At 73.1% G+C, this 23,587-nt stretch carries 25 protein-coding genes; 10 read left to right on the top strand and 15 right to left on the bottom strand.

Annotated features, from left to right (window positions below; all coding sequences use genetic code 11):
- Positions 1-54 precede the first annotated feature (54 nt).
- The 4 genes from OIE75_RS03425 to OIE75_RS03410 all read right to left on the bottom strand — a co-directional run bounded on the left by OIE75_RS03425 (position 55) and on the right by OIE75_RS03410 (position 4,013).
- Positions 55-408: a UBP-type zinc finger domain-containing protein gene (locus OIE75_RS03425; protein ID WP_307009521.1), complete on the bottom strand. Its 354-nt coding sequence runs from the start codon at positions 406-408 to the stop codon at positions 55-57.
- Positions 405-1,862 (bottom strand): ATP-binding protein, encoded by a 1,458-nt coding sequence (locus tag OIE75_RS03420; protein WP_443078439.1) that lies wholly within the window; start codon positions 1,860-1,862, stop codon positions 405-407. The genes OIE75_RS03425 and OIE75_RS03420 overlap by 4 nt, the downstream gene beginning before the upstream one ends.
- Positions 1,863-1,873: 11 nt before the next feature.
- Positions 1,874-3,550, bottom strand: a complete 1,677-nt coding sequence (locus OIE75_RS03415) for an FAD-dependent oxidoreductase (protein ID WP_329469446.1) — start codon at positions 3,548-3,550, stop codon at positions 1,874-1,876.
- A 94-nt stretch (positions 3,551-3,644) separates the two neighbouring features.
- Positions 3,645-4,013 (bottom strand): VOC family protein, encoded by a 369-nt coding sequence (locus OIE75_RS03410; protein WP_329469445.1) that lies wholly within the window; start codon positions 4,011-4,013, stop codon positions 3,645-3,647.
- Positions 4,014-4,074: 61 nt separating this feature from the next.
- Between OIE75_RS03410 and OIE75_RS03405 the strand changes: the two genes are divergently transcribed.
- Positions 4,075-4,941 carry a universal stress protein gene (locus OIE75_RS03405; protein WP_329469443.1) on the top strand — a complete coding sequence of 289 codons (867 nt, stop codon included), beginning with the start codon at positions 4,075-4,077 and terminating at the stop codon, positions 4,939-4,941.
- A gap of 27 nt (positions 4,942-4,968) precedes the next feature.
- On the opposite strand, the gene OIE75_RS03400 is transcribed toward OIE75_RS03405, so the two are convergent.
- The 3 genes from OIE75_RS03400 to OIE75_RS03390 all read right to left on the bottom strand — a co-directional run bounded on the left by OIE75_RS03400 (position 4,969) and on the right by OIE75_RS03390 (position 7,662).
- The gene (locus OIE75_RS03400; RefSeq protein WP_122618698.1) at positions 4,969-6,201 is read right to left on the bottom strand and encodes a DUF4032 domain-containing protein; all 1,233 of its coding nucleotides are present in this window, start codon (positions 6,199-6,201) and stop codon (positions 4,969-4,971) included.
- Between the two features lie 9 nt (positions 6,202-6,210).
- Positions 6,211-6,957 (bottom strand): MBL fold metallo-hydrolase, encoded by a 747-nt coding sequence (locus OIE75_RS03395; RefSeq protein ID WP_329469440.1) that lies wholly within the window; start codon positions 6,955-6,957, stop codon positions 6,211-6,213.
- A gap of 75 nt (positions 6,958-7,032) precedes the next feature.
- Entirely contained in the window at positions 7,033-7,662 is a 630-nt protein-coding gene (locus tag OIE75_RS03390) for an alpha-ketoglutarate-dependent dioxygenase AlkB (RefSeq protein WP_307009510.1), read from the bottom strand.
- A 126-nt stretch (positions 7,663-7,788) separates the two neighbouring features.
- Between OIE75_RS03390 and OIE75_RS03385 the strand changes: the two genes are divergently transcribed.
- On the top strand, positions 7,789-8,412 hold the full coding sequence (locus OIE75_RS03385; RefSeq protein ID WP_307009508.1) for a TetR/AcrR family transcriptional regulator: 624 nt from the start codon (positions 7,789-7,791) through the stop codon (positions 8,410-8,412).
- Between the two features lie 34 nt (positions 8,413-8,446).
- Positions 8,447-10,120 carry an FAD-binding dehydrogenase gene (locus OIE75_RS03380; protein WP_329469438.1) on the top strand — a complete coding sequence of 558 codons (1,674 nt, stop codon included), beginning with the start codon at positions 8,447-8,449 and terminating at the stop codon, positions 10,118-10,120.
- A gap of 36 nt (positions 10,121-10,156) precedes the next feature.
- On the opposite strand, the gene OIE75_RS03375 is transcribed toward OIE75_RS03380, so the two are convergent.
- The 3 genes from OIE75_RS03375 to OIE75_RS03365 form a co-directional block, all read right to left on the bottom strand.
- On the bottom strand, positions 10,157-10,510 hold the full coding sequence (locus OIE75_RS03375; RefSeq protein WP_329469437.1) for a DUF488 domain-containing protein: 354 nt from the start codon (positions 10,508-10,510) through the stop codon (positions 10,157-10,159).
- Positions 10,507-10,761, bottom strand: a complete 255-nt coding sequence (locus tag OIE75_RS03370; protein ID WP_122618739.1) for a WhiB family transcriptional regulator — start codon at positions 10,759-10,761, stop codon at positions 10,507-10,509. The genes OIE75_RS03375 and OIE75_RS03370 overlap by 4 nt, the downstream gene beginning before the upstream one ends.
- Positions 10,762-10,875: 114 nt before the next feature.
- The gene (locus tag OIE75_RS03365; protein ID WP_329473925.1) at positions 10,876-11,781 is read right to left on the bottom strand and encodes a LysR family transcriptional regulator ArgP; all 906 of its coding nucleotides are present in this window, start codon (positions 11,779-11,781) and stop codon (positions 10,876-10,878) included.
- Between the two features lie 69 nt (positions 11,782-11,850).
- On the opposite strand from OIE75_RS03365, the gene OIE75_RS03360 reads away from it, so the two are divergent.
- On the top strand, positions 11,851-12,465 hold the full coding sequence (locus OIE75_RS03360; protein ID WP_329469434.1) for a LysE/ArgO family amino acid transporter: 615 nt from the start codon (positions 11,851-11,853) through the stop codon (positions 12,463-12,465).
- A 70-nt stretch (positions 12,466-12,535) separates the two neighbouring features.
- Positions 12,536-13,846 carry an MFS transporter gene (locus OIE75_RS03355; RefSeq protein ID WP_443078277.1) on the top strand — a complete coding sequence of 437 codons (1,311 nt, stop codon included), beginning with the start codon at positions 12,536-12,538 and terminating at the stop codon, positions 13,844-13,846.
- A 6-nt stretch (positions 13,847-13,852) separates the two neighbouring features.
- Here OIE75_RS03355 and OIE75_RS03350 read toward each other — a convergent pair whose 3' ends face one another.
- From OIE75_RS03350 to OIE75_RS03340, 3 genes are all read right to left on the bottom strand, one after another.
- Positions 13,853-14,308, bottom strand: a complete 456-nt coding sequence (locus OIE75_RS03350) for a cyclic nucleotide-binding domain-containing protein (protein WP_125489499.1) — start codon at positions 14,306-14,308, stop codon at positions 13,853-13,855.
- A 311-nt stretch (positions 14,309-14,619) separates the two neighbouring features.
- The gene (locus tag OIE75_RS03345) at positions 14,620-16,098 is read right to left on the bottom strand and encodes an aminotransferase class I/II-fold pyridoxal phosphate-dependent enzyme (RefSeq protein ID WP_329469431.1); all 1,479 of its coding nucleotides are present in this window, start codon (positions 16,096-16,098) and stop codon (positions 14,620-14,622) included.
- Positions 16,099-16,163: 65 nt separating this feature from the next.
- The gene (locus OIE75_RS03340) at positions 16,164-16,379 is read right to left on the bottom strand and encodes a hypothetical protein (protein ID WP_329469430.1); all 216 of its coding nucleotides are present in this window, start codon (positions 16,377-16,379) and stop codon (positions 16,164-16,166) included.
- A 168-nt stretch (positions 16,380-16,547) separates the two neighbouring features.
- Between OIE75_RS03340 and OIE75_RS03335 the strand changes: the two genes are divergently transcribed.
- From OIE75_RS03335 to OIE75_RS03315, 5 genes are all read left to right on the top strand, one after another.
- Entirely contained in the window at positions 16,548-16,985 is a 438-nt protein-coding gene (locus tag OIE75_RS03335; protein WP_307009494.1) for an ATP-binding protein, read from the top strand.
- 174 nt (positions 16,986-17,159) lie between these two features.
- The gene (locus tag OIE75_RS03330) at positions 17,160-17,996 is read left to right on the top strand and encodes a SigB/SigF/SigG family RNA polymerase sigma factor (protein WP_307009492.1); all 837 of its coding nucleotides are present in this window, start codon (positions 17,160-17,162) and stop codon (positions 17,994-17,996) included.
- 60 nt (positions 17,997-18,056) lie between these two features.
- Positions 18,057-18,326, top strand: coding sequence for a DUF5133 domain-containing protein (locus tag OIE75_RS03325; RefSeq protein WP_307009490.1), 270 nt, complete (start codon positions 18,057-18,059; stop codon positions 18,324-18,326).
- 166 nt (positions 18,327-18,492) lie between these two features.
- A complete protein-coding gene (locus OIE75_RS03320; RefSeq protein ID WP_307009488.1) occupies positions 18,493-19,326 on the top strand; it encodes a DUF1206 domain-containing protein in 834 nt (277 codons plus the stop codon).
- A gap of 28 nt (positions 19,327-19,354) precedes the next feature.
- On the top strand, positions 19,355-19,789 hold the full coding sequence (locus tag OIE75_RS03315) for a hypothetical protein (RefSeq protein ID WP_125489495.1): 435 nt from the start codon (positions 19,355-19,357) through the stop codon (positions 19,787-19,789).
- Between the two features lie 18 nt (positions 19,790-19,807).
- Here OIE75_RS03315 and OIE75_RS03310 read toward each other — a convergent pair whose 3' ends face one another.
- Together OIE75_RS03310 and OIE75_RS03305 are read right to left on the bottom strand one after the other, a co-directional pair.
- Positions 19,808-22,054 (bottom strand): FUSC family protein, encoded by a 2,247-nt coding sequence (locus OIE75_RS03310; RefSeq protein ID WP_329469425.1) that lies wholly within the window; start codon positions 22,052-22,054, stop codon positions 19,808-19,810.
- Between the two features lie 100 nt (positions 22,055-22,154).
- Entirely contained in the window at positions 22,155-23,531 is a 1,377-nt protein-coding gene (locus tag OIE75_RS03305) for an NAD(P)/FAD-dependent oxidoreductase (protein ID WP_307009483.1), read from the bottom strand.
- Positions 23,532-23,587 lie beyond the last annotated feature (56 nt).

Raw genomic sequence — 23,587 nt, 5'->3', positions numbered from 1 at the left:
TCCCGTCCCGTGGGGCCGGGATGGCCCGGTCCGGCCGGACCGGTCCGCGGGCGGTCAGCGCCGCAGTGTGGCGGCCCAGTTCGCCGGGACCCGGCCGGCCGGTCCGGGCGCCGGCTGGTCCTCGGGGTGACTGGACGGCGGGGCGAGGCCGGGACCGGACTCGCGCACCTCGCCGGCCGCGTAGTCCCAGTACCACTCCTCGCCCGGCTCGAAGCTCTGCACCAAGGGGTGCCCGGTGGCCGTGTAGTGCCCGGTCGCGTGCTGCCCCGGCGAGCTGTCGCAGCACCCGACGTGGCCGCAGCTCGCGCAGCGCCGCAGGTGGAACCACCAGCCGCCGGCCGCGTCGCACTCGGCGCAGCCGGTACCGCTCGGCGGGACGGTGGGGTCGATTCCGGTGTCGCTGGTCATGCCGTCTCCTCTCGTGCCGTCTCCTCGGTCGGATCCGGCTCGGCGGCGGTGAGCGGCAGGAGCACCTGGAAACGGGTGTCGCCCGGCTCGGACTCCACCTGGAGCGCGCCGTGGTGCTTGTTGACCACGATCCGCCAGGAGATGTCCAGGCCGAGCCCGGTGCCCTCGCCCACCGGCTTGGTGGTGAAGAACGGGTCGAAGATGCGCTCCCGGATCTCCGGTGCGATCCCGGTGCCGGTGTCGCGGAACTCCACGAGCAGCCGGTCGTGGTGGAGGGCGGTCCGCACCGTCAGCGTCCCGGCGCCGCCCGCGCCGTTCACCGCGGCGACCGCGTTGTCGATCAAATTGGTCCACACCTGGTTCAGCTCCGCCGGGTACGCCGGGACCTTCGGCGCCGTGCGGTCGTACTCCTTGACGACCTCGATCCGGGGGCCGATCTTGCCGGACAGCATCAGCAGGGTGCTGTCCAGGAGTTCGTGGACGTCGACGGTGCGGTAGGGCGCCCGGTCGAGCTGCGCGTACTGCTTGGCGGCGTCGACGAGGTGGGAGACGCGGGCCGTGGAGTCCGCGATCTCGTTCATCAGCAGCTCGGTCTCGACGGTGTAGTTGAGCCAGCCGACCGCTCCCGCGAGGATCTCCTCGTCCACCGCCGCCGCGACCTGCTCCAGCCAGTCGGTGTCCAGACCGGCCTGCACGAAGGTCGGGGCGAGCTGCCAGCCGTGGTCGATACCGTGGTCCTCCAGCCAGTCGGTGAGGGCGTCCTCCCGGTCGGCGGCCTCCAGCGGGCTGAGCGACGGCGCCTTGGCGACCCGCTCGGCCGTGCGCTCCTGGATCTCGATGAGCCCCGCCAGCGCGTCCCGGGAGAACGGGCCCTCGGCGATCACGGCCAGCTTGTGCCGCATCTTCGCCACCCGCTCCCGCAGCGTCGACGTGGCCCGCACCGCGGCGGCCGCCGGGTTGTTCAGCTCGTGCGTGAGACCAGCCGACAGCGAGCCCAGGGCCAGCAGCCGCTCGCGCTGCCCGACCGCCCGCTGCGTGCTCTTGGACCCGAAGAAGAGCCCCTCCAGCAGATGCACCGCCATCGGGAACCACTCCCGCATGACGGCCGCGAACGTCGCGGCGGGCAGCACGAAGAACCGCGTCGGCTCGGTGACCCGCATCGAGTTGTTGTAGACCTGCGGCAGCCGGTCACCGACGTACGCCTGCATCGCGCCCGCGTACACACCGCGCTGCGAGGTGCGGTTGGTCTCCACGTCGTCCCCGCCGACCCGCCGGGAGAGCACGACCGACCCCTCGATCATCACGTAGAAGCACGTCGCGTCCTCGCCCTCGGTGTACACCGGGCCGGGCTCGAACAACTCGACCCGCCCCTCCGCGCACAGCCGTCCCAGCTGCTCGGGCGACAGCTTCTCGAACAGGAAGAGCTTCGCGATCTCCTCGGGCGCGCACGGCATCGGCCGCCCGCTCACGACTGCTCCAGGTACCGGTGGACGAGCATCACGGCCATGGCTCCCTCTCCGACGGCGGACGCGACCCGTTTCGCGGACTCGGCGCGGGCGTCGCCCGCCACGAACACGCCCGGGACGCTGGTCTCCAGGTGGTACGGCGGGCGGTCCAGCTCCCACTGCGCCGGCGGCCGCCCGTCCACGGTGAGGTCGGGCCCGGCGAGGATGAACCCGCGCTCGTCCCGCAGCACCGTCCCGTCCAGCCAGTCGGTCAGCGGCGCCGCGCCGATGAACACGAACAGCCACTGCGCGTCGACCTCTTCGGTGCCGCCGGCCTCCGCGTCGCGCAGGGTCAGCCGCTCCAGCCGGCCGTCGCCCCGCGCGCCCTCGACCACGGTGCCGCAGCGCACGTGGATGTTGGGCGTCTCCTCGATCTGCTGGACCAGGTAGTGCGACATCGACGCCGCCAGGGAGCCCCCGCGCACCAGCAGTGTCACCGACTTGGCGCCCCGCGCGAGGTACATCGCCGCCTGCCCGGCCGAGTTGGCGCCGCCGACGATGTACACGTCGTGGCCCTGGCAGGAGGCGGCCTCGGTGAGCGCCGAACCGTAGAACACGCCGCAGCCGGTCAGTTCGTCGGTGCCCGGCGCCGCGAGCTGCCGGTAGGACACGCCGGTCGCCAGGATCACGCTGTGCGCGGCGATCGCCGAGCCGTCCGAGAAGCGCACGACCCGCGCGGCCCCGTTGGCCTCCAGGCCGGTCACCTCCCGCGCGGTGAGGATCTCGGCGCCGAACTTCGCCGCCTGCCGCCGGGCCCGCTCGGTGAGCTGCCCGCCGGAGACACCGTCGGGAAAGCCGAGGTAGTTCTCGATGCGGGAGCTCTGCCCGGCCTGGCCGCCGGTCGCCGACCGCTCCACCAGCACCGTCCGCAGCCCCTCCGAGGCCCCGTACACGGCCGCTCCCAGCCCGGCCGGGCCGCCGCCGATCACCACCAGGTCGTAGAAGTCCGAGGTCGGGGTCGTCGCCAGGCCCACGTGCGCGGCGAGGTCGGGCGCCTCCGGCTCCACCAGCGGCGTCCCGTCCGGTGTGATCACCACCGGCAGCCGCCGCCCGTCCTGCCCGGCCGCCGACAGCAGGCGGCGCCCCTCCGGGGTGTCGGACGCGTACCAGCGGTACGGCACCTGGTTGCGGGCCAGGAACTCGCGGACCTCCGAGGACCGCGCCGACCAGCGGTGCCCGACGACCTTGGTGCTGGGCACCGGCCGGTGGTCGCCGGTGCGCCAGGCCTGGAGCAGGTCGTCCACGACCGGGTACAGCTTCTCCTCGGGCGGGTCCCACGGCTTGAGCAGGTAGTGGTCCAGGTCGACGACGTTGATCGCGTCGATCGCCGCGCCCGTGTCCGCGTACGCCGTCAGCAGCACCCGCCGGGCGCCCGGATAGACGTCCAGGGCCTGCTCCAGGAACTCGATGCCGTTCATCTGCGGCATCCGGTAGTCGGCGAGGAGCACCGCCACCAGGTCGCCGCGCAGCTTCAGTTCCCGCAGCGCCTGGAGGGCCGACTCACCGGACTCCGCGCGCACGACGCGGTACGTGGCGCCGTAACGTCGCCGCAGGTCACGGGCGACGGCACGGGAGACTCCCGGATCGTCGTCCACGGTCATGATGACGGTCCGCGTCGCCCCGTCGTCCTGTGCCATGCGTCCCCCACGTCGAGCGGCCGGATTCACGGCACGGCGTCCCCGTCACCGCACCGGCCTGCAGCCCATCGTATGTTCGATCGCCGCACCTCGCTCAGGCAGCCGGGCTCCCGCCGCGTGGGCCCAGCACACAGAACTCGTTGCCCTCCGGGTCGGCCAGCACCACCCACGGGACCTCCTCGCCCTGGCCCACGTCGGCGTGGCGCGCCCCCAGCTCCAGCAGGCGGGCCACCTCGGCCGCCTGGTCCACGGGCCGGAAGTCGAGGTGCAGCCGGTTCTTCCCCGACTTGCCCTCCGGCACCCGGCCGAACAGCAGTCCCGGCAGCCGGTCCGGCTCCGGACGGATCTCGTACTCGTCGGCGGAGTCGTCCACCACCACCCAGCCCAGTGCCCGGGCCCACCAGCGCCCGAGGGCCTCGGGGTCGGCCGCGTCGACCATCACCTGCTCCCACTCCAATGGCATGCGGACATCGTAGGGAAGACTGGGCCCCATGGACGTCACCGCGACACAGGGAGGGACCCGTATGACGCGCCCGATCACGGCAGGCGTGGACGGTTCGGAGGAGAGTCTTGCCGCACTGGCCTGGGCCGCGAGGGAGGCGGTCCGCCGGGAGGCGGCGCTGCACGTCGTGCACGCCTGGAGGGTCCGGGACGGCGGCGAGGGGGACCGGGACGCGCAGGAGCGGTGGGTGCGGGAGGCGGTCGCCGAGCCGGTCCGGACCATCACCGAGAGGCACCCGGAGCTGACGGTGTCCGCGGAGGTCCGTGAGGCCGACGACCCCGTCGCCGTACTGCTCGCCGCCGCGGCCGACGCCGGAACGCTGGTGCTCGGCTCGCGCGGTCACGGGGCGGTCGTCGGCTTCCTGCTCGGCTCCGTCGGCCGCCAGGTGATCGCCGAGGCGACCCGGCCCGTCGTCCTCGTGCGCGCCGGTGACGAGGCCGCGGGCGAGGCCGCCGGCCGCGAGGTCGTCGTCGGCCAGCAGGGCGAGCCGGAGGACAGCGCCGACGTGATCGGGTACGCCTTCGAGGCGGCCGCCGCGCGCGGCGCCACCGTGCGCGCCGTGCGGGCCTGGGCCCTGCCGACGGTCTTCACCTACAGCCCCGGCTCGATGGCGCTCGCCGACGAGGCCGGCGGGCTGGAGCAGTACGAGCGGAAGGCGCTGGGCGAGGCGCTCGCTCCCTGGCGCGAGCGCTTCCCGGACGTGCCGGTGGTGGAGCACGTGGAGATGGGCAGCGCCGGCCAGGTGCTGCTGTCGGTGGCGGCGAACGCCCAGCTGATGGTCGTGGGCCGCCGCGCCCGCCGTACGGCCGTCGGTGCCCGGATCGGCTCGGTGGCGCACGGTGTGCTGCACCACGCGGACTGCCCGGTGGCGGTGGTCCCGCACACCTGAGACCGCACGGGCGGGCGGCCCGGGTCGTCAGTCCGACGTGGGCTGAAGGGTCTCCCGGGCCTTGGGCAGGATGTTGACGAGGTAGTCCTCGACGACCGTGTCCAGGCCGATGTCGTGCTGGGCCCGCTCGGAGAGGTACCAGCGGTGCTCGAGCAGCTCGTGGTAGATCTCGGCCGGGTCCATCGAGCCCCGCAGGTCCGGCGGCACGGCGCGCACGGTGGGCCGGAAGACCTCGCGCACCCAGCGGTGGGCGAGGACTTCCGGGCGGGCGCCGAGGGGGTCGCCCGGGGCGTAGTCGTCCTGGGTGGCCATCCAGCTCTCCAGGTCGTTCAGCAGCCGCCTGGCCTGGTTCTCCTCGGCGTCCAGGCCGGTCAGCCGCAGCAGCTGGCGCTGGTGGTGGCCGGCGTCGACGACCTTGGGCACGAAGGTGACCGTGTCGCCGTTGGAGGCGTGTTCTATCTGCATCTCGGCCACGTCGAAACCGAGGTCGTTCAGGCGCCGGATCCGGCGTTCGATGTAGTGGTACTTGCCCGCCGGGTACACCGAGGTGCGGGTCAGTTCCTCCCACAGCGTCCGGTAGCGGGCGCAGATCTCGGTGCCGAAGTCGATCGGGTCGACGGACGGGTGCAGCGCCCCGGAGGCCTCCAGGTCGAGCAGCTCGCCGCTGATGTTCACCCGGGCCAGGTCGAGGTCGTAGTCGCGCTGACCGGGGCTGAGCCGCGGGTGCAGGTCGCCGGTCTCGGCGTCGACCAGGTACGCGGCGTAGGCGCCCGCGTCGCGTCGGAAGAGCGTGTTGGACAGCGAGCAGTCGCCCCAGGCGAACCCCGCCAGGTGCAGCCGCACCAGCAGTACGGCCAGGGCGTCCATCAGACGGTGCATGGTCGCCGGGCGCAGCGTGGTCTCGAACATCGACCGGTACGGCAGCGAGCCGCCGAGGTGCCGGGTGACGAGTACCGGCTCCAGCTCCTCGCCGGCGGTGCCGGTGCGGCCGGTCACCACGGCCAGCGCGTCCACCGCGGGGATGGCGAGCCGGTCCAGGTCGCGCAGCAGCTGGTACTCGCGCAGCGCCGGCCGCTCGGCCAGCTCCTTGACGGCGATGACCTCGTCCCCGGCGCGGGCGTAGCGGACGACGTGCCGGGAGATGCCGCGCGGCAGCGGCACGAGGTACTCCTCGGGCCACTGCTCCAGCGGCAGCTGCCACGGCAGTTCGAGCAGGAGCGCGGGGTGCTCCGGATTGGTGGCGCTGATCTGCAAGGCCATGCCAAGACTCTAGGCGGCGCGTTCCCGGGCCAGTAGCGCGGCTTCCTTGACGGAGCCGCGGTGGACGGGCCCGTGCCCGGGGAGCAGGACGTCGCCGTCGAGTCCGGCGAGGATCTCGAGGGAGGCCAGGGTGCCCGCCCGGTCGTGGTGGAACATGTCGGGCAGCAGCTGCGGCCCCCGGGTCCTGGCGGTGGCGTGTCCGCTGACCAGCGCGTCCCCGGAGATCACCACCCCGGCGTCCGGGAGGTGGTAGGCGCAGTGCCCGTCCGTGTGTCCGGGGGTGTGCACCGGTACGGGACGCCCGGGAAGGTCGAGCGCGCCGCCCGGGGGAAAGGGCGCGGGCGCGGTCACCGGATGCTGCTCGGTGCCGCCGGAGCGCAGCACGTGCACCATCCAGGGCAGTACGCCCGGCCGCCAGGCGTTGCGCAGGACCGTGCCGACCGGCACCTGCTGGAGGAAGTCCCGCCGGGCGTGGGGAACTTCGGCCTCGTGCAGCAGGACCGGGGTGCCGTGGGCGGCGCGCAGGTACTCGGCGGAGCGGAGGTGGTCGTTGTGCGCGTGGGTGATCAGTACGGCCGTCACCGCCTCGGGCGAAGCGCCCACCGCGGCCAGGGAGTCGAGCAGCGGCCGCCGGTCGCCGGGGTAGCCGGTGTCGACGAGGGTCACCGCGTCGCCGTCGGTGAGGATCACCCAGTTGGTGTGCGAACCGTGCACCAGGTAGGTGCCGTCGGCCACTTGTCGTACGTCCGCGCCCATGGGGTCTCCCGCGTTCCGTTTCCGCTCTGCTCGGACCAGCCAAGCAGACCCGGCACGGTGACGGCCGTCCGCCCCTCAGCGCACGCCGTGCGGACGGAACTGGACGCTGATGCGCGGGCCCGCGGCACGGGTGCTCTTCGGGACGCAGTGCTCCCAGGTGCGCTGGCAGGAGCCGCCCATCACGATCAGGTCGCCGTGGCCGAGCGGGCGGCGGACGGTCTCGCCGCCACCGCCCGCCGGGCGCAGCAGCAGATCCCGGGGTGCGCCGACCGAGAGGATGGCGACCATCGTGTCCTGGCGCGCGCCGCGTCCGATCCGGTCGCCGTGCCAGGCGACGCTGTCCCGGCCGTCGCGGTAGTGGCACAGCCCGGCGGTGGTGAACGGCTCGCCCAGCTCGTCGGCGTAGCGCGCGGACAGGGCGTCGCGGGCCTCGGTCAGCAGGGGGTGCGGCAGCGGGTCGCCGGCGCCGTAGAAGGCGAGCAGCCGGGGCACGTCGACGACCCGCTCGTACATGGCACGCCGCTCCGCGCGCCACGGGACCTCGGTGGCCAGGTGCTCGAACAGCGTGTCGGCCCCGTGCAGCCAGCCCGGGAGCAGGTCGATCCAGGCACCCGCCCCGAGGTGGGTGCGGCGCAGTCCGTCCAGCGGGCCGAGCCGGACCTCGTCGGTCTGGTCGAAGAGTGAGCCCTGGAGGTGCGTGGTCATGGAACCAGCGTACTCCTTATTCGAATATGCGTTCTAGGCGTGTTCGTGAGCCGACGTCCGGGGGCTGTCGGATACACCGGTGTATCCGATACATTCACGCATCGAACGGCGGAAGGGACCGGGCCGATGGCGGTGAAGGCGACGACCGGGCGGGTGACCAGGCGGCGCGTGCGCACCCGCGCGAACCTCCTGGACGCGGCGTTCGCGGTGTTCGCGGCCAAGGGCTTCGGCCGGGTGTCGATCGAGGAGGTCTGCGAGGCGGCCGGGTACAGCCGGGGTGCCTTCTACTCCAACTTCGACACCCTCGACCAACTGTTCTTCGCCCTCTACCGGGACCGGGCCGACCTGATCGCGGAACAGGTGGCCGGCGCCCTCGCCCAGGACGGACCCGGCCTGGACGTGCCCGCCGCCGTGGACCGCGTCACCGAGGTGCTGCTCCTGGACCGGGACTGGCTCCTGGTGAAGACGGACTTCCTGGTGCACGCCGCCCGCGACCCGGAGGTCGCCGAGGCCCTGCTGGAGCACCGGGCCCGCCTCCGGCGCGCGATCGCCGACCGGCTCGCCCGGGCCCGCGGACACACCGCCCTGCCCGCCGTGCTGGGCGACGCCGAGGGCGCCGCGCACGCGGTCGTCGCCGCGTACGACGGGGTCACCACCCAACTCCTCCTCGACCGGGACGTCGGGCACGCCCGGGCCTGGCTGGGACAACTGCTCACCGCGCTGCTCACCGACGGCAGCGCTCGTCAATGACAGAGCCACTACGGACAAGGAAGGGACGGTCGCCATGGATGCCGACGTCATCGTGGTCGGAGCGGGCCTGGCGGGCCTGGTCGCGGCCCACGAGCTGACCAGCCGGGGCCGGAAGGTCGCCCTGCTCGACCAGGAGAACGCGGCCAACCTCGGCGGCCAGGCCTTCTGGTCCTTCGGCGGCCTCTTCCTCGTCGACTCCCCTGAGCAGCGCCGCCTCGGCGTCAAGGACTCCTTCGACCTGGCCTGGAACGACTGGCAGGGCAGCGCCGGCTTCGACCGGACCGAGGACGAGGACTCCTGGGCGGTGCGCTGGGCCCGGGCCTACGTGGAGTGGGCGGCGGGGGAGAAGCGGTCCTGGCTCGCCGGGCACGGCATCACCTTCCTGCCCACCGTCGGCTGGGCCGAGCGCGGCGACCTGAGGGCCGGCGGACACGGCAACTCGGTGCCCCGCTTCCACATCGCCTGGGGCACCGGCACGGGCGTGGTCGAGCCCTTCGTGCGGTACGCACAGCAGGCCGCGCGCGACGGACTGCTCACCTTCCACCACCGCCACCGCGTCGACCACCTGGTCGTCGAGGACGGCACCGCGCGCGGCGTGCGCGGCACGGTGCTCGCCGAGGACGACTCGCCCCGCGGAGTCGCCTCCAGCCGTGACGCGACGGGCGAGTTCGAACTCACCGCCCAGGCCGTGATCGTCACCTCGGGAGGCATCGGCGGCGACCACGACGTCGTCCGCAGCCACTGGCCCGAGCGTCTCGGCACCCCGCCCGCCGAGATGGTCACCGGCGTCCCCGCCTACGTCGACGGACGGATGCTCGGCATCAGCGCCGACGCGGGCGCCCGCCTGGTCAACCGCGACCGGATGTGGCACTACACCGAGGGCCTGCGGAACTGGGACCCGATCTGGCCCGGCCACGGCATCCGCATCCTGCCCGGACCGTCGTCCCTGTGGTTCGACGCGCTCGGCCGCCGGCTGCCCGAGCCCTGCCTGCCCGGCTACGACACCCTGGGCACCCTGCGGCACCTGCGCACGGCGGACGGCCTCGCCGAACACGACCACTCCTGGTTCATCCTCACCCAGAAGATCATCGAGAAGGAGTTCGCGCTCTCCGGCTCCGAGCAGAACCCCGACATCACCGCCAAGGACCGGGCCGGCTTCCTGCGCGAACGCGTCCTCGGCAAGGGTGCCCCGGCCCCGGTGGACGCCTTCCTGCGCAAGGGCCCCGACTTCGTGACCGCTCCGAACCTGGAGCAACTGGTCGAGAGGATGAACGGGCTGACCGACAAGCCGCTCCTGGACGCGGCCCTGATCCGGCGCCAGATCGAGGCCCGCGACCTCCAGATGGCCAACCCGTACGCCAAGGACGCCCAGGTCCAGGGCATCCGCAACGCCCGCCGGTACATCGGCGACCGGCTCGGCCGGGTGGCCGGGCCGCATCGCATCCTCGACCCCGCGGCGGGCCCGCTGATCGGCGTCAAGCTGCACATCCTCACCCGTAAGACCCTCGGCGGCATCCAGACCGACCTCGACTCCCGCGCCCTGACCGCCGACGGCACGCCCGTCGAGGGGCTGTACGCGGCCGGTGAGGTGGCCGGCTTCGGCGGGGGAGGGGTGCACGGGTACAACGCGCTGGAGGGCACCTTCCTGGGCGGATGCCTGTTCTCCGGACGGGCCGCGGGCCGCGACGCGGCGCGCCGGACGGCCTGACCGACGGGGAGTCCGCCCGTGTGCTGCTCCGCCGCCTCACTTCCCGTCGAGGAGGCGGAGCAGCACGGCGGCGTGGCTCTCCCCGGGCGACTTGGACGCCGTCAGCAGCGTCACGTCGCCCGCGCTCGCCAGTTCCCGCACATGGTCGAGGAGTTCCGTCTCCTGGGGCCCGGCCAGCTCGGCCTCGTACCGCTCGGTGAACTCCGCGAAGGAGCCCTCGCCGGCGTGGTACCAGCGGCGCAGCTCGGTCGACGGGGTGAGGCCCTTGGGCCATTCGGCCACCCGGGCCGCGTCCTTCGACACGCCCCGCGGCCACAGCCGGTCCACCAGGACCCGCACTCCGTCGTCGGGCTCGGGCGGGTCGTAGACGCGGCGCACCCGGACGGTCACGCGCCCGACCTTCTGCGCACGGCCTCGCGCCGCTTGAGCGCACGGCGTTCCAGCTCGCTGGTCCCGCCCCAGACGCCGATGGACTGCCCGGTGTCGAGCGCCCATCGCAGACACTGCTCCTGGACCGGACAGCCGCGGCAGACCGCCTTCGCCTGCTCGGTCTGCAAAGCGGCCGGGCCGGTGGTGCCGATGGGGAAGAACAGGTCGGGATCCTCCGTACGGCACGCGGCGTGCTCTCGCCAGTTGTCCATCAAAGTCACCTGCGATCGGTTTCGTTGGCGCCCTCGTGCATGGCTTACTCCGATGCGGGTGACCTGTCGACAGCGGGCCGAAACCGGCTCGACGCCACGGACACCGCGATGTGTCTAGCGTCGCAGTGCCCGCCGGGCCGCCGCCGTCACCGCGTCGGCCACCATGGCCAGCGCGGGGGAGTCGAGTTTCCACTGCTGCCAGTGGAGCGGAGCGTCCACCGACAGGTCCGGTGCGAAGTCGACGAGCCTCCCGGTACGCAGCAGCGGCTCCGCCTGCGGCTCCGGCACCATGCCCCAGCCGAGGCCGGCGGCGATGGCCTCCACGAAGCCCTCCGAGGTCGGCACGTAGTGACGCGTGGTGCTCGCGCCCTCGTGCCCGAACCGCCGGGCGAAGCCGTCCTGGAAGTCGTCCCGCCGGTCGAAGACCACCACGGGTGCCACGCCCAGCGCTTCCCGCAGCGGCCCGCCCAAATGGCGCTCGGCGAATCCGGGGCCGGCGCAGGGCAGGTAGCGCATCCGCCCCAGGAACCGGACGGCGCAGCCCGGGACGGGTTCGGGCGAGGAGGTCACCGCGGCCATCACCGCGCCCTCCCGCAGCAGGGCCGCCGTGTGGGCCTCGTCCTCGCGCCGGACCTCGAAACAGATCCGGGGCTCCTGCGGCAACTCCGTGAGCGCGCCGAGGAACCAGGTGGCGAGCGAGTCCGCGTTGACGGCGATCGACACCCGGGTGGGCTCGCCGGCCGCCCCGCTCAGCCCCAGCTCGGCGTACGCGTCCCGCTCCAGCCGGGCGACCTGGCGGGCGAGGCGCACCAGCACCGCGCCGGACTCCGTCGGCCGCACCGGCTTGGTGCGCAGCAGCAGGACCCGGCCGGTGCGCTGCTCCAGGGCCTTCACCCGCTGACTGACCGCGGACGGCGTCACGTGCAGCGCGGCGGCGGCCGCGTCGAACGTGCCCTCGTCCACCACGGCCAGCAGGGTGCGCACCTGGTCGAGCGGCAGATCCGCGGTCTCCGGAGTCATCACGAGCGCTAAGGATACGTAAGAATCTTTAGCTGTACCTGTGGTGATCGTCCGCTTAGCGTCGAGAGCATGCACAACGCCCTCACCGCCGCGGCCGCCGGCTTCGGCACCGGTCTCTCGCTCATCGTCGCCATCGGCGCCCAGAACGCCTTCGTCCTGCGGCAGGGGATCCGTCGCGACGCGGTCCTCGCCGTGGTCGGCATCTGCGCCCTGTCCGACGCCCTGCTCATCGCCCTGGGCGTCGGCGGCGTCGGCGCGGTGGTGGTGGCGTGGCCGGACGCGCTGACCGTGGTCGGCTGGATCGGCGGCGCCTTCCTGCTCTGCTACGGCGCCCTCGCCGCCCGGCGCGTGTTCCGCCCGGCCGGCGCGCTGCGGACGGAGGGCGACACCGCGGGCTCCCGCCGCCGGGCGGTGCTCACCTGCCTGGCGCTGACCTGGCTCAACCCGCACGTCTACCTCGACACCGTGTTCCTGCTGGGCTCGGTGGCCGCCGACCGGGGCCCGCTGCGCTGGACCTTCGGTCTGGGCGCCGCCGCGGCCAGCCTGGTCTGGTTCGCGGTCCTCGGCTTCGGCGCCCGCCACCTCGGCCGCTTCCTGGCCCGGCCCGCGGCCTGGCGGGTGCTGGACGGGCTGGTCGCCGTCACCATGATCGTCCTCGGGGTGAGCCTCATCGCCGACGCCTGACCCTCCGCTCGAACGGAGCTGCGACACTGATCTCCGCAGTCGAAAGATGTATCGAGCACGTAGGAAGCGCGTGGACACCAGCGAGAGCAGCGAGAGCGGGACCGAGCAGGGGGCGGCGAAGACCCCCGCCCCGGACGAGGGGGCGCGGCGCGGGTGGCGCCGCTGGGCGATGGACACCCGCCCGCTGCGCCGCCCCGCCTACCGCAGGCTGTGGTCCTCGACCATCGTCACGGCCGTCGGCAGCCAGCTCACCGCGGTCGCGGTGCCCAAGCAGATCTACGACATCACCGGTTCCTCGGCCTGGGTGGGCGCCGCCAGTCTCGCCGGTCTGCTGCCGCTCGTCGTGTTCGCGCTGTGGGGCGGCGCCGTCGCCGACACCATGGACCGCCGCAAGCTGCTGCTGATCACCAACACCGGCATCGCCGTCACCTCGCTGCTGTTCTGGGTGCAGGCGGTCACCGGTCTGGAGTCGGTGGGCGCCCTGATGCTGCTGCTCGCGCTCCAGCAGGCCTTCTGGGGCCTCAACGCCCCGGCCCGCAACGCCTCCGTCGCCCGGCTGGTCCCCGAGGGTGAACTGGCCGCGGCCAACGCGCTCGGCTCGACCGTGATGCAGACCGGGCAGGTGGTCGGTCCGCTGCTCGCCGGTGCGCTCATCCCGGTGATCGGACTGCCCGAGCTGTACCTGATCGACGCGCTGGCCCTGTGCGTCACGGTGTGGGCGGTCTACCGGCTGCCCGCCCTCCCGCCGCTCGCGGGCACGGCGGTGGGGCGCGCGGGCGTGCGCGAGATCGTGGCCGGCTTCCGCTACATCGCCGGGCACAAGGTGCTGCTGCTGTCCTTCCTGGCCGACATCGTCGCCATGGTCCTCGGCATGCCCCGCGCGCTGTTCCCGCAGCTCGCCGCGGAAACCTACGCCCCGTACGGCGAAGGGCTCGCCCTGGGGCTGCTGTTCGCGGCGATCCCGATCGGCGCGGTGGCCGGCGGGCTGTTCTCGGGCACTTTCTCCCGGGCGCGGCGGCACGGCTGGATGGTGATCGGCGCCGTCGTCGTCTGGGGTGCCGCCGTCGCCGGTTTCGGACTGAGCGGGAGTCTGTGGCTCGCGGTGGCGTTCCTGGCGGTGGCGGGAGTCGCCGACATGGTGTCCATGGTGTTCCGTGGGGCGATCCTGCTGTCCGCCGCGACCGACGAGATGCGCGGGCGGATGCAGGGGGTGTTCACCGTCGTCGTGGCGGGCGGTCCGCGGCTGGCCGACGTCCTGCACGGCGGAGCGGGCTCCGCCTTCGGCGCGCGCGAGGCGGTGACGGGCGGCGGGCTGCTCGTCGTGGTCGTGATGCTGGCCCTGGCGGCCGCGGTGCCGGCGCTGCGCCGCTACCGCGTCTGAGTACGCCTACAGGGACCCGCGCCCGTGCAGCGCGTAGTGGTCCATGAGCCGGCCCCTGGTGGTCTCCAGCCGGTGCGCGAGGATCTCGGCGACCGACCGCACCAGCACGATGCCCAGGTGCGGGTCCTCCTCGCACAGGTCGAGCACCGTGGCCGCGTCGAACTCGTAGGCGCGCACCTGGCTGAACGCCTCGGCGCCGAAGTCCCACTCGTAGGGCGGGAACAGCCAGGACCAGCCGAGCAGGTCGCCCACGCCGAGGCTGGCGACGGTGACCTTCTGCATGGACGTCACCTGCTGGGTCAGTGAGACCGCGCCGGAGCGGATGACCCAGAAGCGGTCGGCCCGGTCGCCCGCCTCGAAGATCCGGGCGTCCTCCGGAAAGGAGATCTCCCGCGCGAGCGCCATCAGCCGCTCGCGCTGGGCCGGGGGAAGGGCGGTCAGGAGTTTGATCGCTTTGGTCATGGCACGGGGCTCCTCGCCGGCGATTCGGTTCCGGGGCTTTCCCTATGCCCATTTCAGTCGTTGTCGGCGCGCTGGGCCATTCGGCGGACGGCGGATCCCGTACGGATTCGGTGCGGAATCCGGGGACGGCGGTGCGCGGGCATGAAAAGCCCTGGCCGGACGGGGGAGGCCGGCCAGGGCTGTCAGCGGTGACCGCGGAGGACTTTCGGTCGACTCCGTCGCCACGTATGGATGAACGCTAAACCATCCTGGGGTGTCCGGGGAAACCGGGGTGGGCGTACGTGACCGGACTCACGCACGGACGGACCGTCTCAGGCACCGTTCTCCGCGGCCACCCGGACCGTCCGCAGCGACGGATCGCTGGGGTCCGGAAGGTACATCCCGGCGTCCAGGCCGGTGCGCAGGTACCGCAGGACGGGTTCGGACAGCCGTTCGCCGGGCAGGACGGCCGGGATACCGGGCGGATACGGCGTGATCATCTCCGCCGCGATCCGGCCCGCGGCCCGCTCCAGCGGTACGTCCTCGGTGGGCCCGAAGAACGCGTCCCGGGGCAGCCGCACCTGAGGCATCCGCAGCCCGGCAGGCGACGGCACCTCGACGCGCGAAGCGGGGCCCAGGCGCGGGGCGGCGCTCGCGAGGTCCTTGAGCGCGGCGAGCAGTTCCCCCGCGGTCTCCTGGTCGTCGCCGTGGGTGAGCTGCGCGCCGATGCGGCGGTGGTCGGTCACGTGCGCGACCACGCTCCGGTGCTCGCGCAGCCAGTCCGCGGCCTGGAAGCCCGAGACACCGAGCCCGTCGAGGTCGATGATCACGGGCAGCGGATCGAAGCCGTGGGCCAGCCCGGGTCCGCAGTAGTCGTCCCGGTCGTCGACGTGCATGCCGTCGATCTCCTCGACGGCCGCGCGGACCTCGGCCGCCAGCTCCAGCGCCGACCCCATCAGCTCGCGCCCGCCCAGCGCCATCTGCCGGCGCCAGCCGTCCAGCCCGGCGAAGATCAGTGCCGAGGGGCTGGTGGTGCCGAGCAGGTCGGCCCGCATGCCGAGGAGTTCCGCCGGGACCAGGTCACCCCGCAGGTGGAAGACCGAGCCCTGCTCCAGACCGCTGCCCATCTTGTGGATGCTGGTCACGCAGATGTCGGCGCCCGCGTCCATCGCCCAGGACGGCAGGTCCGGGTGGAAGGGCAGATGCGCGCCCCACGCCTCGTCGACGATCAGCGGCACCGAACGCCGGTGGCAGACCTCGGCCACGGCCCGCAGGTCCGCGCTCGCACCGTACGGCGTGGGGCTGGTGATCAGGGCGCCCTTGGCGTCGGGATGTGCGGCGAACGCCTGCTCGAAATTCTCGGCGGAGGGCGGGTGGGCCAGATGCCGCTCGCCGTCCCAGCGCGGCTCCACCCAGACCGGCTCGATGCCGGACAGGATCAGCCCCGACACCACGGACTTGTGGGCGTCCCGGCCGATCAGCAGCTTCTCGTGCGGTCCCGCGACCGCCAGCATCGCCGCCTTCACCGACAGGGAGCTGCCGCAGGTCGAGAAGAAGGTGTGGTCGGCGTGGACGGCGTCGGCCATCAGCTCCTCGGCGCGCCGCAGCACCCTCCCCCGGGTGAGCCGGTCGTCCAGAGCGCCCGTCACCAGCACGTCACCGTGGAAGACGGCGTCGCCCAGCACCTCGCGGACCGCGGGGTCGGCGCCGCGCGCCTGCTTGTGACCCGGAGGCGTGAAGGACAGCCGTCCCTCGCGGCGGTACGTGTCGAGAGCTTCCAGGACGGGTGCACGGGTGTGGTCGACGGTCATGCCGGGCCGGTTTCCCGCCCGGGACGGCGTCAATCCGCCCCGTCGCTCACTGCGACCCGGGGGGCCTACTGCGGGTGGCGCCCCGGGGTCAGTACCTCGTCCAGCACCCGCAGAACGGCCTCGTACGCCACCGCCCGTACGGCGGCCTCCCGGGATCCCTCCGGATCGGTCGGCCGCAGTTCCGCGCTCCGGTCCCGCCAGTTCCGTGTTTCCTCCAGCGCACGGGTCCTCGCCCGGTGCATCCGGCGGAGCAGTTCGTCCGAGTCCACAACATCCGTCATGTACTCCGCGTACCCGCGCAGGGCGCCCGGATGGCCGTTGGGCCATAAGGAGGGCCCGAGGTTTGCCGGTGCGGCCACAGGTCAGCCGGAAGTGACGGGTCCGTACGGCGCCCACCACGGCGCACGGCCCGGACCGAAGGCTCATGGCACCGATCAGGGAGCGGACGTATGTGCGACAGGCACACGACCGAAGCCGCCGTGGATCAGTACGGCGCGGACCGGTACCGGCCGTGCCGGCCCGCCGACGCCCGCAGAGCCGTCGAACGCGCCGTCACCGGGCGCTGGGGCGTCGACGGTCCCGTCCGGTACGGCGCGCACGCCCTCTCGGACGCCGTACTGGTCGCCTCGGAGCTGACCACCAACGCGATCCTGCACGGCGGCGGCATCACCGACTTCCGGGTCGACGTCGAGGGGCCCGGCGTGCGCCTGTCGGTCAGCGACCGCAGCCACGACCTGCCGGTGGCCGTGCCGGCCACCGACGACCAGGGCCGCCGCCGCGTCGGCGGCCGGGGCTGGCCGATCGTCTGCCGGCTGGCCCACGACGTGCGGGTGGCAGATCTTCCCGCCGGCGGCAAGTGCATCACCGTGCTCGTTCCGCTGTCCTGAGTACTTTTCCGCAAGCGGAGTTTGTTCCACCGGGTGAGGGGCAGTCGCAAGTTCGTGCTTCGGACCGGAGGCGCAGCGGCGGGAGCGGTATGCCGCTCAGCCTCCGGATCGCTCCGGACGGGTGCCCGTTCCCGCGGCAAGTCCCCTGAGACCACCGTTCAGGAGCGAATCCGCATGCTAGTTGAAACGCCCACCACACGTCCCGAAACCCTCGCCGCAGCCAACCGTCGGCGGCACGACGACGCCCCCGACACGATGGAGCGCTTCGGCCGCCTCGCCGCCCTCCCGGACGGCCCCGAGCGGGACGCCCTGCGCGACGAACTCGTCACCGCCTGGCTTCCCATGGCCCACCGGATCGCCGGCCGGTTCCGGGACCGCGGCGAGTCCCTGGAGGACCTGCGCCAGGTGGCGGCGCTCGGCCTGGTGAAGGCCATCGACCGCTTCGACCCGGAGCGGGGAGCCTTCGAGAGCTACGCCGTGCCCACCATCACCGGCGAGGTCAAGCGTCACTTCCGGGACCGGATGTGGGCCCTTCGGGTGCCGCGCCGCGTCCAGGAACTGCGCAACAAGGTGCGGGTGGCGCGCCGCGAACTCACCCAGAGCCCGGGCAGCCCCGAACCCTCGGTGGCCGCGCTCGCCGCCCACACCGGCCTCACCGAGGACGAGGTGAGCGCCGGCATGGAGGCCCTGGAGAGCTTCAGCACCCTGTCGCTGGACGCCGAGCTGTCGGCCGGCGACGACGGCTACAGCCTCGCCGACACCCTCGGCGCGGCCGACGGCTCCTACGACACCGTGATCGACCGCGAATCCGCCAAGACCGGCCTGCGCAGGCTGCCCGAACGCGAGCGCGCCATCCTCTACATGCGCTTCTTCGAGGACATGACGCAGAGCCGTATAGCCGACCAGCTGGGCATCTCGCAGATGCACGTCTCGCGCCTCATCAGCCGCAGCTGCGCCCGCGTGCGCGACGAGGCGATGGGCGAGCGTGCGGGCCGGCCCCCGCAGAACTGACCGAAGCCACGAGGGCGGCGTCGCGGCACGGGCCGCGCGGGCCCGAGGAGGATCCCACACATGCTGATGCCCCACCCCGCGGTGCTGCGCGCCCTCGTCGAGCGGTACGAGGCGGCGACGGCGAGCGAACCCCTCGACTCCACCGGCGGACCGGGCCCCGCGACCCGCGACCTGGAGTACACACTGTGCGTGTCGACCGGCACGCGCGACGTGCGGGCGGCTCTGGAGGCGGCCCGCCGCCTGCTCGCGGCGAGCGCGCCCGCAGCCCCCGTCCCGGCCGCGGTGACCGGCCGGGGGCGGCCCGCCGAACCGGCGGGAGCGGCCTGCTGACCCGGCACGGGACGCCGGGCGGGGCGTGAACCCCGGCCCGCACACCGCTGGGCGGTGTGCGGGCCGGCGCATGTCCGGCGAGCGGTGGCACCGGGACGACACAGACCGGATCTCCTGCGTGCGGGGCCGATGCCGGGGCATGCGGAGTCCGGGAGGGGAGGTCCACATGAACGCACGAGTCATGGCACGCACAGGCCGCGGCACCGCCCGGAGGGCCGCGAACGGATCGGCGGCCGAGGGGGCCGCCAGGGCGGGGCTCACCGCTCGCGGAGTCATCTACCTGCTGGTCGGCATCCTGGCCCTGCAGATCGCCTTCGGCACCGGAAACCGGCAGGCGGACCGGGGCGGCGCCCTGGAGGAGCTGGCGGACAAACCGTTCGGCGCCCTCCTGCTGTGGGCGTTGGGCATCGGGCTCGTCGGCATGGCCCTGTGGCGCCTGTCCGAGGCGGCCTTCGGCGCCACCGGCAAGGACGGCCACAAGGCGAAGAAGCGGGCGCCGGCCGCGGCCCGCTGCGTGTTCTACGCGTTCGTCGCCTATTCCGTGCTGGCCTTCGCGGCCGGTTCGGGTGGCAGCGGCTCCAGCGACAAGCAGTCCCGGGACATCACGGCCAGGGTGATGGAGATGCCGGCCGGACGCTGGCTCGTCGGCCTGGCCGCCGCCGGCATCGCGGTCGCCGGAGTGGTGATCGCCGTCCAGGCCATACGCCGCACCTATCACAAGAAGCTCAAGCTCGGCGCCCTGAGCGCCCGGTCCCGGAAGCTGCTCGACATCACCGGTGTGGGCGGCGGCGTGGCACGCGGGGCCGTGTTCGCCGCGGCGGGCGCCTTCGCCGTGCGGGCCGCCGTCGACTACCAGCCCGACCGGGCCAAGGGGCTGGACGACACCCTGCGCTCCTTCGCCGAGACCCCGCTCGGACCCTGGCTCCTGGCCTGCGTCGCGGCGGGTCTGGTCCTGTTCGGGGTGTTCTCCTTCGCGCTGGCACGCTGGCGCCGCGTCTGAGCCGGGCACCACGGGGAACACGGGGCGAATGAACGAACACGAGATTCCTCCGCCGGACGGACGTCCCGTGGACGTCTACCTCGACCTCCTGCGCGTCCGCATGCCGAACGACGACTACCAGCTGCTGCTCAGCGTGGTGGAACCGGTCCTCCAGGCGATCGACGAGCAGCAGATGCCGAGCATCGACTTCTCCCTGGACGGCGACAACGCCGAGGCACTGCCCCAGGAGATCAGGGACGAGGCCGCCCTGGTCATCGCCACCGCCGTCACCGGGCGGCTGGACAACGAAGTCGTCGAGATCAGCACCGACGAGACCGGCCCGGTCCGGGTCGTCACCGACGCGACCACCGCCGCCGACCCCGAACGCCTCGGCGAGATAGCCGACTACCTCAAGGAACGCCACCGGCAGAACGAGGAACTGCGCGGCATCGCCGAGGCGAGCGGTCTGCCCAGCGACTTCTGACCGCCCGGCGCCGCCAACTCAGCGCCGCGGAGTCTTCACGGCCACACCCAGCGGCCGGGCGAGGCCGACCACCGCCTCGTCCAGTCGCTCCAGGTGCCGCAGCACCCGGCCGGTGATCCTGCCGTACCGGGGCGTCCCGGCGGCGTCCGGCTCCAGCAGCGAGGCGATGCTGGGGCCGGTCTCCACCTCGGTCACGGTGTCCTCGTCCTCGACGTGGGCGGCGATCGCCTCGATGTTGCGCACCGTGCGCCGCACCGCCCCGCGCAGCCTCGGGTCGGCCGCGATCGACGGGTGGGTGGGCAGCAGCTCGGCCGTCGCGGCCAGCGACCGCGCGTGGTAGGCGCAGGTCTCCAGCAGCGCGACCACGTACTGCGCCGTGTTGCGCCGCGAGCGCAGCGGCGTGATCGGGTGGGTGAGCGGCTGCACGGCGGCCCGCAGGTCGCCGAGCGCCTGGTCCAGCTCCCGAGCCGTGTCCAGCAGGTCGGCCGCGGGACCGCCACTGAGCTGGTCGACGGCGCCCTCGGTGACGTCGGTGAGCCGCTTCAGCACCGTGCCGAGCAGTTCGTTCGTCCGCCGGTCCGTCCGTATCGGCAGCACCAGCGCCGCCGCGACGATCCCGCACGCCGCGCCCAGCGCCGTCTCCTCCACCCGCAGCAGCAGCACCGACATGCTGTACGTGTGCAGCAGGGTGTACAGCAGCCCCAGCATCGCCGTGACGAAGAACGACATGAGCGTGTACGACAGCGGCGCCGTGTAGAACATCGCGAAGATCAGCACCAGCACCAGCGCGAACGCGGTCCAGGTGTGGTTGCCGACCAGACCGGCCAGCACGATGCCGGCCACCACCCCCAGCACGGTGCCCAGCAGCCGGCGGTAGCCCTTGACCAGGATCTCGCCGGTGGACGCGGTGTTGATGAAGACGATCCAGCAGGTGAGGACCGCCCAGTACCAGCGCTGCGTCGACAGGAACTCACCGCCCACGATGGCCAGCGACGACCCCACCGCCACCTGCACCGCGGCCCGCGTCGTGGGCCGCCTGAGCCCGGTCGGCTCGTCCTCGGCCGCCGCCTCCTCGCCGGCGTCGATCGCCGCGTCCTCGGCGTCCAGCTCCTCCCGGGAACGGGCCGTCGCCGGTGAGTCGTCCGACTCGTCCTGCGGCCCGTCCAGCGCGATCCGCAGTCCCATGACCGCCCGCGCGCTCTCACCGATCCCGCGGAAGACGTCCTGGACGGCCGGGGTCGCCTCGGGCAGGTTCTCCTCGTCGCGGTAGCCCAGGAGCCGGTTGCGCAGATGGGACAGCGCGGTTCCGCGCGCCTCGGCCGGCGGCTTCAGCACCAGCGTGCGCAGCGCAGCCAGGTCCCGGCGCAGTATGTCCGTCGCCTCACCGGGCGCCGGCGAGTGGCCCACCGTGGGCGCGGGCGCCCCCGGCAGATGCAGCGTCAGGGTGTCCGCCCGCTCGGCGCTGCGCGCGGTCAGCAGCAGCAGGCCCAGCCGTTCGGCGGCGATCTCGGCGTCCGCGATGCGCCGCTGCACCAGCCGAGCGGTGGACTCGTCGGGCGTGCCCTCCTCCAGCCGGGACTGGATCATCAGGGCCGTCTCGTGCAGCCGCGCGGTGCCCTCGCGCAGCCGCTCCAGGGTCTTCTCGATGTCGTCGGGACCGGCGTCCAGCAGCTCGGCCTGTGTGGCGATCAGCTGCGCCAGGCGGGCCCGGAACGCCTGCCGCAGCCGTTGCAGGATCCGCGCCGGCGTCGCCGGTACGATCCCGAAGCGCACCACCGCGCTGGACGCGAACGCCACCGCGATGGCGGTCCACAGGGCCGGCAGCCCGGACACCTTCGCGCCGACGAACAGCGACACGAAGTAGACCTGGAAGCCGATCAGCCCCAGCGCGGTGCCGCGGTCGCCGAACCGGCGGACGAAGACCGCGCAGAAGATCAGGACGACGAAGATCGCGTCGCCGAGGACCACCCGCGAGGTCAGCAGCGCGCTGAGCGACACCGAGGCCAGGGCGACCGGCAGGCCCAGCGCCAGCGTCACGGCCTGCGGGCCCAGCTCCTTCTCCCGGATGGCGAACGTGGCGACCATCGCCGCCATGGCGCCCGCCACCAGATGCTTGACGTCCACGCCGAACACGGCGAGCACCGCCAGCGTCAGCGCGATGGCGCCCACCGTCCGCAGTCCCGCCGTCAGCCGCAACAGCCCGGGGTCGGACGCGGCGACGCTGTCCCGCAGCCGTGTCCGCACCGAGCGCCCCGCTGCCTTCACGCCGCCGTACACTCTCCCGATTCACAGCCGATTCCCGGCCGGTTCACGCCGAGATCCACTTCTCAGCATGTCATGCCGCCGGCCGCTCCCGGCCGCGGGGTCACCGCTCCTTCAGACCCGCCCCCTCGACCTGCTCCCGTACCTGTTCCGGGGTCAGATAGGCGTCGGTGTACTCGAAGTCCTTCAGCTTGGCCGGTTTGCGGGCCTGGAAGCCGGTGCGGACGAAATCGTCGCCGGCCACCGCGTTGATCGCCCAGTTGGCCGCCACCCGGGCCTTGGCCACGCCCGTGCGCAGCGCCGACCAGTGGTAGCCGCGGGCCACGGCCTGCGCCGGCAGGCCCTTCAGCTCGATGCCGAGCGGCTTGGAGACCGCGTCGGTGCCGCCGAGGTCCACGACCAGACCGAGGTCCTTGTGCACGTACGGCCGCATCGGCTGGTTGCGCAGGGTGGCGATGAGGTTCTCGGCGACGTGCCGGCCCTGCCGCATCGCGTGCTGGGCGGTGGGTGGGCACACCGCGCCGTCCTGGCCCTTGGCGAGGTCGGGCACGGCGGCGGAGTCGCCGAGGGCGAACACCCCGTCGTGGTCCGGCAGGCACATCTCGGCGGTGACCGCGAGCCGCCCCTTGACCGTCTCCGCGCCGAGCGTGGCCATCAGCGGGCTCGCCACCACGCCCGCCGTCCAGATCAGCGTGCGGGTCGGCACCACCCGGCCGTCCGTGAAGGTGACCTCCTCGGGCCCGGCCTTCTCGATGGAGACGCCCAGGGAGATCTCGATGCCGCGCCGGGCGAGGACCTCCTGCGCGTCGCGCCCGAGCTTCTCGCCCAGCTCGGGCATCAGCTTCGGGGCGATGTCGATCAGGTGCCACTTGATCAGACTCGGGTCGAGCCGGTTGTATCGCTTGACGGCCGCGTGCGTCAGCCGCTGGAGGCAGGCCGCGGTCTCGGTACCGGCGTAACCGCCGCCCACGACCACGAACTGGAGCCGGGAGGCGCGCTCGACCGGGTCCTGGCTGGCGTCGGCGAGATCCAGCTGGGAGATGACGTGGTCGCGGACGTACGCGGCTTCCGCCAGCGTCTTCATGCCGAAGGCGTTGTCGGTGAGTCCCGGGATGTCGAACGTGCGGGTGATGCTGCCGGGCGCGAGGACGATGTAGTCGTAGGGCTCGTTGACGATCTGGTCGGTGATGGTGCGCACCACGCACACCTTCGCCTTGAGGTCCACCCCGATGGCGCCGCCCGGGATGATCCGGGTCCGGTAGCGGCTGCTGCGGCGCAGGGAGAGCGCGATGGACTGGGGGGTCAGCACCCCGGAGGCGACCTGGGGCAGCAGGGGCAGATAGAGCTGGTAGGAGAACGGTGTCACCAGGGTGACGTCGGCTTCTCGGGGGGCGAGCTTCCGCTCCAGTCGGCGGACGCACTCGACGCCGGCGAAACCTGCGCCGACCACCAGAATCCTGGGTCGTGTCACGGTGTTCATCCCTTTCTGCGGCGTCGGACGTTCCGCCGCGAACGCCCTTCGCCTGCCCCTGGATC

Source organism: Streptomyces sp. NBC_01723, assembly GCF_036246005.1.
Classification (GTDB): domain Bacteria; phylum Actinomycetota; class Actinomycetes; order Streptomycetales; family Streptomycetaceae; genus Streptomyces.
Note: the sequence above shows the minus strand (reverse complement) of the source record. Positions and strands in the feature narration are given on the sequence as shown.